This window comes from Streptomyces sp. NPDC001617, from assembly GCF_053596855.1.
Window position 1 is genome coordinate 265,520 of sequence record NZ_JBSFHA010000002.1, and the last position, 13,201, is coordinate 278,720.

Annotated in this window: 13 protein-coding genes; 8 read left to right on the forward strand and 5 right to left on the reverse strand. The window is 70.4% G+C overall.

Annotated features, from left to right (window positions below; translation table 11 throughout):
- A partial coding sequence (locus ACWC09_RS02880; protein WP_450847873.1) for a serine/threonine-protein kinase occupies window positions 1-1,352 on the reverse strand: 1,352 nt, incomplete at its 3' end.
- Window positions 1,353-1,585: 233 nt separating this feature from the next.
- On the opposite strand from ACWC09_RS02880, the gene ACWC09_RS02885 reads away from it, so the two are divergent.
- Window positions 1,586-2,314, forward strand: a complete 729-nt coding sequence (locus ACWC09_RS02885) for a hypothetical protein (RefSeq protein WP_450847838.1) — start codon at window positions 1,586-1,588, stop codon at window positions 2,312-2,314.
- Window positions 2,315-2,426: 112 nt separating this feature from the next.
- Entirely contained in the window at window positions 2,427-3,758 is a 1,332-nt protein-coding gene (locus ACWC09_RS02890) for an FAD-binding oxidoreductase (RefSeq protein WP_450847840.1), read from the forward strand.
- On the opposite strand, the gene ACWC09_RS02895 is transcribed toward ACWC09_RS02890, so the two are convergent.
- Complete coding sequence (locus ACWC09_RS02895; protein WP_450847842.1) at window positions 3,745-4,326, reverse strand: biotin transporter BioY; 582 nt, start codon at window positions 4,324-4,326, stop codon at window positions 3,745-3,747. The two genes, ACWC09_RS02890 and ACWC09_RS02895, sit on opposite strands and share 14 nt — an antisense overlap.
- A 481-nt stretch (window positions 4,327-4,807) precedes the next feature.
- Here ACWC09_RS02895 and ACWC09_RS02900 point away from each other — a divergent pair, with 481 nt between their 5' ends.
- From ACWC09_RS02900 to ACWC09_RS02925, 6 genes are all read left to right on the forward strand, one after another.
- On the forward strand, window positions 4,808-5,992 hold the full coding sequence (locus tag ACWC09_RS02900; protein ID WP_450847844.1) for an ROK family protein: 1,185 nt from the start codon (window positions 4,808-4,810) through the stop codon (window positions 5,990-5,992).
- A 221-nt stretch (window positions 5,993-6,213) separates the two neighbouring features.
- Window positions 6,214-7,281: an ABC transporter substrate-binding protein gene (locus ACWC09_RS02905; RefSeq protein ID WP_450847845.1), complete on the forward strand. Its 1,068-nt coding sequence runs from the start codon at window positions 6,214-6,216 to the stop codon at window positions 7,279-7,281.
- Between the two features lie 32 nt (window positions 7,282-7,313).
- Window positions 7,314-8,129 carry an ABC transporter permease gene (locus ACWC09_RS02910; RefSeq protein WP_450847875.1) on the forward strand — a complete coding sequence of 272 codons (816 nt, stop codon included), beginning with the start codon at window positions 7,314-7,316 and terminating at the stop codon, window positions 8,127-8,129.
- Complete coding sequence (locus ACWC09_RS02915; RefSeq protein ID WP_450847847.1) at window positions 8,105-8,830, forward strand: ABC transporter ATP-binding protein; 726 nt, start codon at window positions 8,105-8,107, stop codon at window positions 8,828-8,830. Before ACWC09_RS02910 ends, ACWC09_RS02915 begins: the two co-directional genes overlap by 25 nt.
- Before the next feature lie 34 nt (window positions 8,831-8,864).
- Window positions 8,865-10,208 carry an LLM class flavin-dependent oxidoreductase gene (locus tag ACWC09_RS02920; protein WP_450847849.1) on the forward strand — a complete coding sequence of 448 codons (1,344 nt, stop codon included), beginning with the start codon at window positions 8,865-8,867 and terminating at the stop codon, window positions 10,206-10,208.
- Window positions 10,209-10,222: 14 nt separating this feature from the next.
- The gene (locus tag ACWC09_RS02925) at window positions 10,223-11,119 is read left to right on the forward strand and encodes a TauD/TfdA dioxygenase family protein (protein WP_450847851.1); all 897 of its coding nucleotides are present in this window, start codon (window positions 10,223-10,225) and stop codon (window positions 11,117-11,119) included.
- Window positions 11,120-11,217: 98 nt separating this feature from the next.
- Here ACWC09_RS02925 and ACWC09_RS02930 read toward each other — a convergent pair whose 3' ends face one another.
- The 3 genes from ACWC09_RS02930 to ACWC09_RS02940 form a co-directional block, all read right to left on the reverse strand.
- Window positions 11,218-11,994, reverse strand: coding sequence for an SAM-dependent methyltransferase (locus tag ACWC09_RS02930; RefSeq protein ID WP_450847853.1), 777 nt, complete (start codon window positions 11,992-11,994; stop codon window positions 11,218-11,220).
- 49 nt (window positions 11,995-12,043) lie between these two features.
- Window positions 12,044-12,778, reverse strand: coding sequence for a DinB family protein (locus ACWC09_RS02935; protein WP_450847855.1), 735 nt, complete (start codon window positions 12,776-12,778; stop codon window positions 12,044-12,046).
- Between the two features lie 55 nt (window positions 12,779-12,833).
- A partial coding sequence (locus ACWC09_RS02940) for a histidine phosphatase family protein (protein WP_450847857.1) occupies window positions 12,834-13,201 on the reverse strand: 368 nt, incomplete at its 5' end.

Here is a 13,201-nt window from a genome sequence, read left to right on the forward strand (position 1 = left end):
GAAACCCCCGGCAAGCCCGCCCCAGAACCCGCCCCAGGCAACTCGACACCCGGCACAGAAACCCCCGGCAAGCCCGCCCCAGAACCCGCCCCAGGCGACTCGACGCCAGGCACAGAAACCCCCGGGGAGCCAGCTTCAGAGCCCGGCACGGGCGACTCGACGCCCGGCGCAGAAACCCCCGGGGAGCCCGCCTCGGAGCCCGGCACGGGGCCGTCCGCAGTTGCCCGATCGGCCCCGGCTGCCGCTCCTGCGGCCCAGGACGGCTCGGCGTCAGGCTGAGGTCCGTCCGAGGGGCTGTCCTCTGGGCCTGCGGCCGGGTCGCCATGACGGCTCGTCCGGGCGCCCTCGACCGGCCTGCCCCAGCCTTCTCCGCGCCCGGCCTCCGGAACCGCTCGGTCCGGCTCGGCAGCCCTGACCGACGCCCCGCCGAAGAGGTCGACCTCAGCCCCTGTCGCCGTATCCGACAGCCCTGAAGTTCCTGAAGTTCCTGAGGAGTACGGAGAGCCCCGCTCCGTCAGTCCCCCCGGCTCCGCTCCCCCACCCGCAGCCGCCCCGCCGTCGGCCTCTCCCCCGCCCACGGGAAGCGTCGGCATGGTCGGTGGGAAGGCGATCGGGCGCAGGGCCTCCGACACGTCGTGCAGGCCTGGGCGGACCGACGGGTCCTTCTCCAGGAGGGCGGCCAGGATGTCGCGCAACGGGCCTGCCGCGGCCGGGAGTTCGGGCTCCTCGTAGAGGACCGCGTGGAGCGTCGCCAGGGTGGTGTCGCGGGAGAACGGGGAACGGCCGGCCAGGGCCGCGCAGAGGGTCGCGCCCAGGGACCAGATGTCGGAGGGCGGGCCCTGCGGGCGGCCCGAGACCCGTTCGGGGGCCATGTAGTCGGGGGAGCCCACCAGCATGCCGACCATCGTCAGCGCCTTCGCGTCCTGGATCGCGGCGATGCCGAAGTCGGTGAGGACGACACGGTCGGCGGCCGCGGACTCGACCAGGACGTTTCCCGGTTTGATGTCCCGGTGCAGGACGCCGCGGGCGTGGACCTGGCGCAGGGCCGCCACCAGGCCGAGGCCGATGCGTGCCGCTTCCCTCGGACCCAGCGGGCCGTCCTCCACCATCATGCGTTCGAGGGAGCGGCCCACCACCAACTCCATGACGATCCACAGGCGTTCGCCCTCGTCCACGACGTCGTAGACCCGCACCACGTTCGGGTGGTCGATCCGCGCCGTCGCCCTCGCCTCACGCAGCGTCCGCTCGCGGCGGGTGCGGGTGTCCTCGGCGTCCAGGCCGTCTATGCGCATCTCCTTGACGGCGACGGAACGATCGAGCATTTCGTCGGTCGCCCGCCACACCCGTCCCATTCCCCCCTGGCCGATACTCTCGACCAACCGATAGCGCCCCGTCACCAATAGCCCTGGAACACCGCCGCTCCTCGTATTCCCCGGCAATCCGCTGCACCCCCTCAACGACCGCCCCAACCGAAACACAATGGTCACACTTAGTGCCGTACCAGCATAGTGCGGAGAAATCTTGTGGTACCTCTTCAAGTACTGCGAATTCAGGCGCAGCCCAGGGGGACGCAAGGGGGACGAACATGAGTTCTCGTCGTACGACCGTGATCGTGGGATCACTGGTCACGGCATCTTTCTCGGCCGTGATGATCCTGCCGTTCACGGCCAGCGCCGACGACCAGGGACCCGGAAGCAGCAAGGGGGGAAAGGTCATTGACCAGCCGCCGGCAGGCGTGAAGCTGACCACGCTGCTGCCGTCGAAGATCTCGGTCGACAACAGTTCACACAAGACCTCTATCACCGCGACCGTGAAGAACGGCGGGACCAAGGACAGCGGCACCGTAAAGCTGCTGGTGGTCGGTTTCGACGGCCTCAAGGTCAATTCCGTCGAAGGCTGTTCGGCGATCGCCGACAAAGATCTGCCGAAGGGCTCCAACAGCGGTTTCAGCTGCGCCGTCGGTAATCTCGCCGCCGGTAAGTCGAAGTCGTACGCGGTCGATGCGACGTACGATCTCAGCAAGAAGGGGGAGATCTGTCTGCCGGTGCAGACCGGCGACGGGAAGAAGACCTACTGGCAGCAGGGGCCCGTGCCGTTCGGTACGAACAACCCCTCGCCGAACGCCCCGGCGACACCCCTGCTCCTCGGCACCGACAACAAGCCGGTGGCACCGGGCGCCGACCAGCTGCCCAAGACCGGCGTCGGTCGGGACATCCTGCCGCTGGGCGCGGCGGGCGCCACGCTGATGGCCGCCGGCGCGGCCGGGCTGTGGTGGTCGACCAGGCGGCCGACACCTCAGCGCCTGCGCGGCTGAGCGAAGACGAGTACCGGTGATCAGTGGCCGGGGTGCGTGGCATGCGCCCCGGCCGTCCTCTCGCTCCAAAAGTTGACGGTATCTGTCAGGTTATGCGGGCACCCTCGTCTCCATGAACATCGCCGAGAACACCGCAGACCTGCTCGTCCTCCGCCCCGGCGACCCCGGCTACGACGAGGAACTCGCCGGTTTCCAGACCGGGTTCACCCAGCGGCCCGCGATCGTCTTCGCCGCCTCCTCGGCCGAGGACGTGGTGGCCGCCGTGCGGTACGCGGCCGAGCGCGGGCTGTCGATCGGGGTGCAGGCCACGGGTCATGGGCTGCCCAGCGCCTCGGAGGGCGGCGTGCTCGTCACGACGAAGCGGATGGACCGGGTGGTGGTGGACCCGGAGGCCCGCACGGTGCGGGTGCAGGCGGGTGTGCGCTGGGGGCAGGTCGTGGCCGCCGCCGAGCCGTACGGGCTCGCGCCCCTCAACGGCTCCGCGCCGGGCGTCGGCGCCGTCTCCTACACACTGAGCGGTGGACTGGGCATCCTGGCCCGGGAGTTCGGGTACGCGGCCGACCATGTGCGGGCCCTGGACGTGGTGACCGCCGACGGGCGAATCCGGCAGGTGACGCGGGAGTCGGAGCCCGACCTGTACTGGGCGCTCCTCGGCGGCGGGCACAACTTCGGCATCGTCACCGAGCTGGAGATCGACCTCGTACCGGTGAGGACGCTGTTCGGCGGCTCGCTCGCCTTCGACGGGCGGGAGGTCGATCCGGCGGTCCCGCTGCGGGCGTACGAGGCGTGGACGCGGACCGTGCCCGACGGGCTGACCTCGTCGTTCGCCGCCATACCGTATCCGGATCTGCCGGCGCTGCCGCCGCATCTGCGGGGGCGGTACGTGGTGTCGGTGCGGGTCGCGTACACAGGGAGCGGCGGTGACGAACTCGTCGCTCCGCTGCGGGAGTTGGGGCCGGTGCTCGCCGACTCGCTGCGGGAGATGCCGTATGCCGACAGCCACACCATCCACAGCGACCCGGACTTTCCGCACGCCTACTACGGGGACAGCGCGGTGCTGCGCGAGCTGGATGTCAGCAAGACCGGTGAACTGCTTTTGCGGGTCGGGCCGGATGCGGGTGGGCCGATGTGCGTCGTGCAGATCAACCAGCTGGGTGGTGCGCTCGCGCGGCCCATGCCGAACTCGGTGCCGTATCGCGAAGGGCGGTTCCTGGTGCGGCTGTTGACCGTGGGGGACCGGAAGAAGGCGCGTGCGGTGCTCGATCCCGCGTTCGCGCTGCTCGCCGACGAGACGCTCGGGCGGGCGCTCAACTTCGCCTTCGGGGCCGGGGACCGGACCGCGGGGCTGTACGGCGACGAGACGCAGAAGAGGCTCGTCGGGCTGAAGTCGGACTACGACCCGGCGAACCTCTTCCGTGACAACTACAACCTCAGCGCGTGTTGACGAGCTTCCAGGCGGTCGGTGTGACGCCCATCGCCAGGGCCGCCTTCAGCGCGTCGCCGAGCAGGAACGGGGTGAGGCCGGCCGCGATCGCGGCGGAGGCGGACATGTCGGCGGCGTAGGCCAGGTACGGGACGCCGATCGCGTAGATGAGCGCCTCGCCCAGCAGCATCGTGCCCGCCATGCGCGGCACGGAGCGGTCGGCGCCGCGGCGGGCCAGGGCGCCGACGACGGTGGACGCGAGCAGCATGCCGAGGATGTAACCGAAGGAGACGGAGACACCGGAGGTGCCGCCGGCGAACCACGGGACGCCGGCGAGGCCGGCCAGCGCGTACAGGACGAGGGCGGACAGGCCGCGGCTCGCGCCGAGCGTGGTGCCGACCAGCAGCGCGGCGAAGGTCTGGCCGGTCACCGGCACCGGGGAGCCCGGGACCGGGATCGAGATCTGGGCCGCGAGACCGGTGAGCGCGGCGCCGCCGAGCACGAGGGCCACGTCCCGGACGCGGGAGGCGGGGAGCAGGTCGGCGAGGACCTGTCCGGAGCGGGCGGGGGTGGCGGTGGCGGTGCTCATGGGGACTCCGCGGGTCGGGGCAGACGGGGACCCCGTGACGCTAACCCAGCCGACTCGCGCGGATCACCGTCAGCGATCGACAAAGGCTGGAGCTGCGGGTTCGTGGGCTCCGGACAAAGGATGCAGGTTACACCGGGTAGCGGGTGACACCGGTCACGGAGCGGGGGTGAGCTGCACTTCCCGGGACCCACACAGAGCCGCATCCCCGGCCCACCCCGAGCTGCCTCCCGACCCGCCCCGCCGCCCCCTCCGTCTCGCCCGTCGGTCGCCGTCTGGGCAGCGTTGGTCGGTTTTGCTAGCTTCGGGCGCATGGTTGCCCAGTCCCGGAACTTCTCGTCGCGTCGCCATGTCGACCTGCGGCGGGTCGGCGCGTCCGCCTGTCGCCGGAGTTAGCGGGGCGGGCAGGACGGAGCGGATTCCGGCGCGCGCCTCGCTGTACGAGACGGCACAGTGTCGGACCCGTTCTTCGAGGATGATCGCCATGCCCCTTACCGCGGCAACCACTCTCCCCTCCCCTCTTCCCCCTCCTCCCCGTGACGACCGGCGCCGGACGAGCGCCAGCGTCGTGCTGCGGTCCGTGCTGGAGCACGGGCCGGTGGCACGCTCCACCATCGCCCGGCTGACCGGGCTGTCACCCGCGTCGGTGACCGACTACTGCGCCCGGTTCGCCGAACTCGGGCTCATCCGGGAGGCGACCGTACCCCGGCGGTCGAACGGCGTGGGGCGCCCTCATGTCCCCGTCGACCTCGACGACTCGCGGTTCGTGGTCGCCGGCGTCCACGTCGCCGTGCCGTACACCACCGTCGCGCTGCTCGATCTGCGCGGCCGGGTGGTGGCCCGGCGCGAGCTGAAGCACGAACGCACCGATCCCGGTTGGGTGTTGGGGCGGGCCGCCGAGGGTCTGACCGCTCTGATCGCGGCGGCTCAGGGCTGCCGGCCCCTCGGCGTCGGCGTGGCCGTCGGCGGCTGGGTGGACCGGGAGTCCGGGGCCGTCGTCGACCACCCGCTGCTCGGCTGGCGGGACGTGGCGGTGCGCGAGGTGCTCGGCGAGCGCACCGGCCTGCCGGTCCATGTGGACGGCCACGCACGGGCGTTGGTCAACGGGGAGCGGCTCTTCGGGCGGGCGCGCGGCAGCGGGAGCATGCTGCATCTGTTCGTCGGCAACGTGGTCGACGCGGCGTTCGCGACCGGCGACGAGGTGCACCACGGGCCGCGCTCCCAGGCCGGCGCCATCGCCCATCTGCCGGTGCCGGGCGGCACCGAGCCCTGCGACTGCGGTGAAGTCGGCTGCCTTCAGGTCGAGTTGAGCGAGCGGACGCTGTGCCGACGGGCGCGGGAGGCGGGCCTCGTCGAGGGCGTGAACCCCATGCATGTCGTCGCGGCGGCGGACGCGGGGGACGCGGAGGCCGTTCGGCTGCTGGTGGCGCGGGCCGGTGCGATCGGGCGGGCGGCGCGGCTGCTGCTGGATGTGCTGAACCCGGAGACGGTGGTGGTGACCGAGGTCGGCGTCATCCACCGGCAGGACTGTCTGGAGACCCTGCGCGCGGAGGTCGGCGCGAAGCGCGCGGCCTCCGTCGTGCCGACGAGTTTTCCTGATTCGGTACTCGCGGTGGCGGGCGGTTCGGTCGCGTTGGACGTGCTCTACCGCGATCCACTGGCAGCCTGACCTGAGCAGAATTAATTCAGAAACTCCGAATGTTGACAGGTGTGGTGCATGACCAGGAACATCCTGGTCATGAGCCTGTTCGTGAGCTGTCGCACCCTTTGTTGCTGACACATTGCCGCGTGTGAAGCGCTCATTTCCTGCTGCGTGAATTCCCTTCCCCGGCTTCCTCGTGCCCGGAATTACGCGTGCGTTCTTTCCTGCTGAAATCACGGAGTCCTCCCATGCCTGTTTCCCGCACCTCCGGCGTCGACCGGCGCCTCTTCCTCACCTCCCTCCTCGGTGCCGCCGCCGGCGTCGCCGGGCTCAGTGGCTGCGCCGGCAGCAGTGCGGCCGCCGACACCAAGGGCGTCTCGTCCGCGCCACTGGCCGACAAGGTCCCGGCCGGTACGAGTCTGAAGATCGCCTCGTATCTCAACACCCAGCAACTCCAGTTCAGGCTGGCCAAGTTGGGCGAGCTGCCGTTCAGGGTGTCGAGCTGGGTGAACATCGGCGCCGGCCCCGATGTCATCAACGCGTTCCGCGCGAAGTCCCTGGACCTGGCCAACAACGCGGGTATTCCGCCGATCCAGGCGCACTACCAGGGCTTCGACGCGAAGATCGTCGCGATCGACATCACCCGCAAGCCGAATTACCTCTTCGCCACCAAGCCGGGCAGCGACATCCAGTCGGTCGCCGACTTCCAGGGCAAGAAGCTCGCCTTCTCGCAGGGCCAGGCCCAAGGAGTGGTGCTCCTGCGGGCGTTGAAGCAGGCGGGCCTGAAGTACGACGACGTGAAGCTGGTCCCGCTGACCAGCAACCAGTTCCTGACCGCGCTGCAGTCCGGCCAGGTCGACATCGCCCCGCTCGCCAACAGCCAGGCGCCCGCGTATCTGCAGCAGTACAAGGCCAAGGGGGCCCGCGCCATCACCACGGGCGTCGTGGACCTGCTCAACCTGCTGTGGGCGCCGGTCTCCGTACTCGACGACCCCGCGAAGGCCGCCGCGGTCGCCGCGTACATCCCGTACTGGGCCAAGGGCCAGGTCTGGCAGTACGAGAACCCCGGCAGCTGGAACGAGGAGTTCTACGTCAAGACGCAGAACCTGACCCCCGCCCAGGCCAAGTCGATCTCCGACCTCGCCAACAAGCCGCTGTTCCCACCGAGTTGGGACGAGGCGATCAAGTGGGAGCAGGAGACCGCCGATCTGCTCGCCGAGGGCGGGTTCGTGAAGAAGTTCGACGTGTCCTCGCTCTTCGACCACCGCTTCGAGTCCCTCGCCGCCAAGGCCGTACCGGCGGAGTACCGGAGGTGAGCGCCGTGACCACCACAACCACAGCCGCCCCGATGGCAGTCGAGAAGGACAGTCCTCGGGTACGGCGGCGCAGGCGCGGTCTCTCCCCCGGCAGGCGGCTGCCCGCCACCCGTCTGATCGGCCCCGCTCTCTTCGTCGCCCTGTGGGCCATCGCCTCCGCCGCCGGACAGCTCGACCCGGGCGCGATCCCGGCGCCCTGGACCGTGCTGAGGACCGCCGGTCACCTGTGGACCACCGGGACGCTGCCCACCGACATCCTGACCTCCCTCGAACGGGCCTCGTACGGCTTCGCGATCGGCCTCGTCGCGGGCGTCCTGCTGGCACTCGCGGCCGGGCTGAGCCGGGTCGGCGAGGCGTTGATCGACGGAACCGTGCAGCTCAACCGGGCGATCCCGACCCTCGGTCTGATCCCGCTGTTCATCCTCTGGCTGGGCATCGGCGAGGCCTTCAAGGTCGCCATCATCGCGATCGTCGTCTACATCCCGATCTACCTGAACACACACGCCGCGCTCTCCGGCATCGACAGCCGTTTCGTCGAACTCGCCGAGGTGCAAGGGCTGTCGAAGGTCCAGTTCATCCGCCAGATCGTCATCCCCGGCGCGCTGCCCGGATTCTTCGTGGGACTCCGGCTCGGGGTGACCGGCTCCTGGCTGGGCCTGGTGGTCCTTGAGCAGATCAACGCCACCAGCGGGCTCGGCTACATGATGTTCCAGGCCCAGAACTACGGCCAGTCCGACGTCATCCTCGTGGGCCTTCTCGTCTACGGCGTCTTCGGCCTGATCTCCGACAGCGCGGTCCGTCTCATCGAACGGAGGGTGCTGTCATGGCGCCGCACACTGAGCAGCTGACCCGGCCCGCCGTCCAACTCCGGGGACTGACGAGGTCGTTCGAGGGCCGGACGGTCCTCGACGGCATCGACCTCGACCTGCCCGCCGGCCAGTTCACGGCCCTGCTCGGACACAGCGGCTCCGGCAAGAGCACGCTGCTGCGGGCGATCGCGGGGCTGGACCACGGCGTCACCGGGAGCGGCCGGCTCACCGCTCCGGAACGGGTGTCCGTGGTCTTCCAGGACTCACGGCTGCTGCCCTGGCGGCGGGTCCTGGACAACGTACTGCTGGGCACCGAGGGCGAGGAGAAGGGGCGTGCCGCTCTCGCCGAGGTGGGGCTGAAGGGGCGGGAGCGGGCCTGGCCCAACGAGCTGTCGGGCGGCGAGGCCCAGCGCGCGGCACTCGCCCGCTCCCTGGTGCGCGAGCCCGAACTCCTGCTGGCCGACGAGCCGTTCGGGGCGCTGGACGCCCTGACCCGGATCAAGATGCACGCCCTGCTGCGGGATTTGTGGAAGGCCCACCAGCCGTCCGTCCTGCTCGTCACCCACGACGTCGACGAGGCGATCGTGCTGGCGGACCGGGTGCTGGTCCTCGACCAGGGCCGCATCGGCCTCGACCTCACCATCGACCGTCCCCACCCGCGCTCGTACCGCGACCCGCTGCTCGGCGAGTACCGCGAACGCCTGCTGACCGCGCTGGGCGTCACAGAGGACCACGCATGACCACAACGACCCTGGGTTCCCCGGAGGATCACCGATGACCCGCCAGCTCCACCTCAACGCCTTCCTCATGAACACCGGCCACCACGAGGCCTCTTGGCGCCTCCCGGAGAGCGACCCGTACGCGCACGTCGAGCTCGACCACTACATCGAGCTGGCCCGCATCGCCGAACGCGGCACCTTCGACTCGCTCTTCCTCGCCGACGGCCCCCAGCTGTGGGGGACCGTCGCCCAACGCCCCGCAGGCGCGTTGGAACCCCTCACCCTCCTCACCGCCCTCGCGACGGCGACCCGGCACATCGGCCTGATCGCCACCGCCTCCACCTCCTACAACTCCCCCTACAACCTGGCCCGCAAGTTCGCCTCGCTGGACATCATCAGCGGCGGCCGGGCGGGCTGGAACATCGTCACCACCGCCGGTGCCGAGGCCGCCCGCAACTTCGGCCTGGACGCCGAGCCCGCGCACGCCGAGCGGTACGCCCGGGCCGCCGAGTTCCTCGACGTGGCCCTGAAGCTCTGGGACAGCTGGGAGGACGACGCGGTCGTCGGCGACAAGGCGACCGGTGTGTGGGGCGACGACACGAAGATCCACCCGCCCCGGCACCAGGGGACGTACTTCAGCGTCGAGGGCGCCCTCAACGTCCCCCGTTCACCGCAGGGTTACCCGCTGCTCGTACAGGCCGGCTCCAGCGAGGACGGCAAGACGTTCGCGGCCCGGTACGCGGAGGCGGTGTTCACCGCCCAGCAGACCCTCGCCGACGCACAGGCCTTCTACGCCGATCTCAAGACCCGTACGGAGGCGGCCGGTCGGGACCCCGGGCACATCAAGGTGCTGCCCGGGATCGTGCCGGTGATCGGGTCGACGGAGGCCGAGGCGCGGGCGCACGAGCAGGTCCTGGAGGACCACATCGTGTACGCGCACGGTGTCGACCGCTTGGAGAGACTCCTCCAACTTCCCCCCGGGTCACTGGAGTTGGATGCCGAGCTCCCCGCCGACCTGCCGCCCGAGGACGCCATCGAAGGCGCCAAGAGCCGCTACACGCTCGTCGTCGAGCTCGCCCGGCGCGACCGCCTCACCGTCCGGGAGCTGATCGGCCGGCTCGGCGGCGGGCGCGGCCATCTCACCTTCGCGGGCACGCCCCAGCAGGTCGCCGACAAGATCGAGACCTGGTTCACCCAGGGCGCGGCCGACGGCTTCAACATCATGCCCGCCGTGCTGCCCTCCGGCCTGGAGACCTTCGTCGACCAGGTCGTCCCGATCCTGCGCACCCGGGGCCTGCTCCGCACCGAGTACGGCCCCCGCCACACCCTCCGGGAGCGCTACGGCCTCCCCCGCCCCGCCAACCAGTACGTCGCCACCCCGGCACTCGCCTCCGTCTGAAAGGACCCATGCCCGTGTCCCACATCGACATCCAGCAGGTCACCGCGCACATCGGCGCCCGTATCTCCGGCGTCGACATCTCCAAGCCCCTCGACGCGGAGACGGCCACCGCGCTCCGCGAGGCCCTCAACGTCCACAAGGCGCTCGTCTTCGACGACGTGAACCTGGACGACGAGGCCCAGCAGGCCTTCGTCCGCCACTTCGGCGACGTCACCACCGCCCACCCGACGGTCTCCTCCGTCGACGGCGTCCCGAACGTCCTGCCCGTCGACAGCGAGCGCGGCCGGGCCGCCAACCACTGGCACACCGACGTCACGTTCGTCCTCAACCCACCGCAGGCCAGCACCCTGCGCTCGATCACCGTCCCGCCGTACGGCGGCGAGACCCTGATCGCCAGCTCGGCGGCGGCCTACCCCCAACTGCCCAGCTCCCTCCGCCAGTTGGCGGACACCCTGTGGGCCGAGCACACCAACGACTACGACTACGCCGTGCCGGAGGAGGAGCTCGACGAGCAACAGGCCGCCCAGCGCGCCCAGTTCACGTCCATCAAGTACCGCACGGTCCACCCGGTGGTCCGTGTCCACCCGCTGACCGGCGAACGCGGCCTGTTCATCGGCGGGTTCGCACAGCGGATCGTCGGCCTCTCGCCGGGCGAGTCCCGCAAGATCCTCGACCTGCTCCAGGCGTATGTCACCCGGCCGGAGAACATCCTGCGCCACCGCTGGTCCGAGAACCAGCTCGTCCTCTTCGACAACCGCATCACCCAGCACTACGCCGTCGACAACTACGACGGCCGGCCGCGCCGCCTGCACCGGGTGACCGTCGCCGGTGACATCCCGGTCGGCATCGAGGGCAAGGAGAGCTACTCGATCGAGGGCGACGCCTCGCACTACACGACGGTGGCGGCGTAGCCGGACCGCGCACGGAGACGGCGGGCGGCCTCCCCCACACGGGGAGGCCGCCCGGACCGGGGCTTTCCGGTGTCTGGTGTCCGGTGGGGCGCTATGGCTTACGGCTTACGGCCGAGGCCGCCGTGCTGCCCGATCGGGGTGGTGTCGGCGCCGGAGTCCGGATGCCAGAGCGGGACGGACACGACCCCCGGCTCGACGAGCTCCAGGCCCTCGAAGAAGGCGGTGATCTGCTCGACCGGGCGCAGGAAGTACGGGACCGCGCCGGTCTCGTTGTAGGCGTCCTGGGCCTGCTCGTAGTCGGGGTCGGTGCCGCGGGAGCCGTCGTTGACGGAGAGGTAGCTGCCCGGGGGCAGGCCCGCGACCAGGGTCCGGACGAGCTCGCGGGCATTGTCGTAGTCGCCGACGTGGCCGAGGATGCCGCTGAGGATGAGCGCGGTCGGCTGCGTCAGGTCCAGCGTCCTGCCGGCCGCCTCCAGGATGCGGTCGGGCTCGTACAGGCTCAGGTCCTCGTACGCCGTCACGCCCTCCGGCGAGGAGGTGAGCAGGGCGCGGGCGTGGGCCAGGACCAACGGGTCGTTGTCGACGTAGACGATCTTCGCGTCGGGGGCGTGGCGCTGGGCGACCTCATGGGTGTTGTCGACGGTCGGCAGCCCGGTCCCGACATCCAGGAACTGCCGTACGCCCGCCTCCATGACGAGGTACCGGATACTGCGGCCGAGGAAGGCACGGCTGCTGCGGGCGATGGTGACGATGCCGGGAAAGACAGCGGTGTACGCGTCACCGGCCGCCTCGTCCACGGGGTAGTTGTCCTTGCCACCCAGCCAGTAGTTCCAGATCCGTGCCGAGTGGGGCACCGAAGTGTCGATCTCCGTCATGGGGTCATCCTCCTACGACCGGTCCTGATCGAAGGAGGGTTCCGGGAGATCAGTTCAACTCGGTTGATGCGGCCGCGGAGTTGCGGGCCCGCCACAGATCCCGCAGAAGCGCGATCTCCGACATGTGGTGGATGAATTCGAGGTTGGCGCCCCAGAGGACCGAGATGAAGGGTTCGTCGGGGTCGGAGCCGTACGGGTACTGGGAGAGGCCGATCGTGTCGAGCTGGGGCTCGGTCAGGGTGCCCACGTCGGTGCGCCAGCGGTCGATCGTCTTCCAGAAGCGGTCGAGGGACAGGCCGGCGTCGGGGGTGAAGTCGATCAGCTGCTTGGGGTCCCGGCGGCGTTCGCCGAAGGTCCACTCCCACTGGCCGGCGAAGCCGTAGTGCAGATGGGAGAGGCGCCAGGCGATGGTGGTGACCGGGGTGACGTCGGGCTCCGGCGGGCCCGTGTGGGCGAGGACCTCCTCGACCCGCCCGACGCTCACCTTCCAGTCCTCGGCGATCTTCTCGACGGTCATGCCGCCGGCGACCTGCCGGGCGACCTCGGCGTACTCGCCCGCCGGGATGTCCGGGGCGCCCAGGTCGAGCACCCACTCCCCCGGGCCGAACGCCCTGGGCGTGGTCGCCTCGCCACGGCGGCGCAGCGACCAGCAACCGGGGACCGGCTCCCAGAGGTACTCCTCGTCGCCGAGGCCGGTCAGCCGTACCTGGGCCCGCTCCCTCGCGCAGTCGAACTGGTCGAGCAGCAAGCCGAATCGGTCGGTCCGTACACCCGGAGTCTGCATGGCCGGAGGCTAACGGCTCACCCGTGCGGAGCGCGACGGATTTGTGCTGCCACGCCTACCAAGTGGCTTGCTCACAGGGCACGTTGAGCGACAGAAGTGCCGTCACGCCCTCGTCCATGCGGATCTCGGACACCGCCGCGTTCCGCAACTGCGGGAAGACGCGGCGGTATTCGGCGAGCGGAAGGGACAGGAGTCGGCACAGCACCAGTCTGAGCAGCGTGTTGTGGGCGACGACCAGGACGCGTCCGCCGTCGTGGGCGGCGGCGATGCGGTGCAGGGCGGCGGCGCCTCGGGTGGCCGCCGCGGCCGGGTCCTCGGCGCCCGGGAAACGTCGCCGAAGTAGAGCGAAGGTCTGCTTCCAGCGCTCGACTGCCGCGCGGTCGGCCATGAAGCGGGGAATCCGTCGAGATTTCCGTCCTCCGC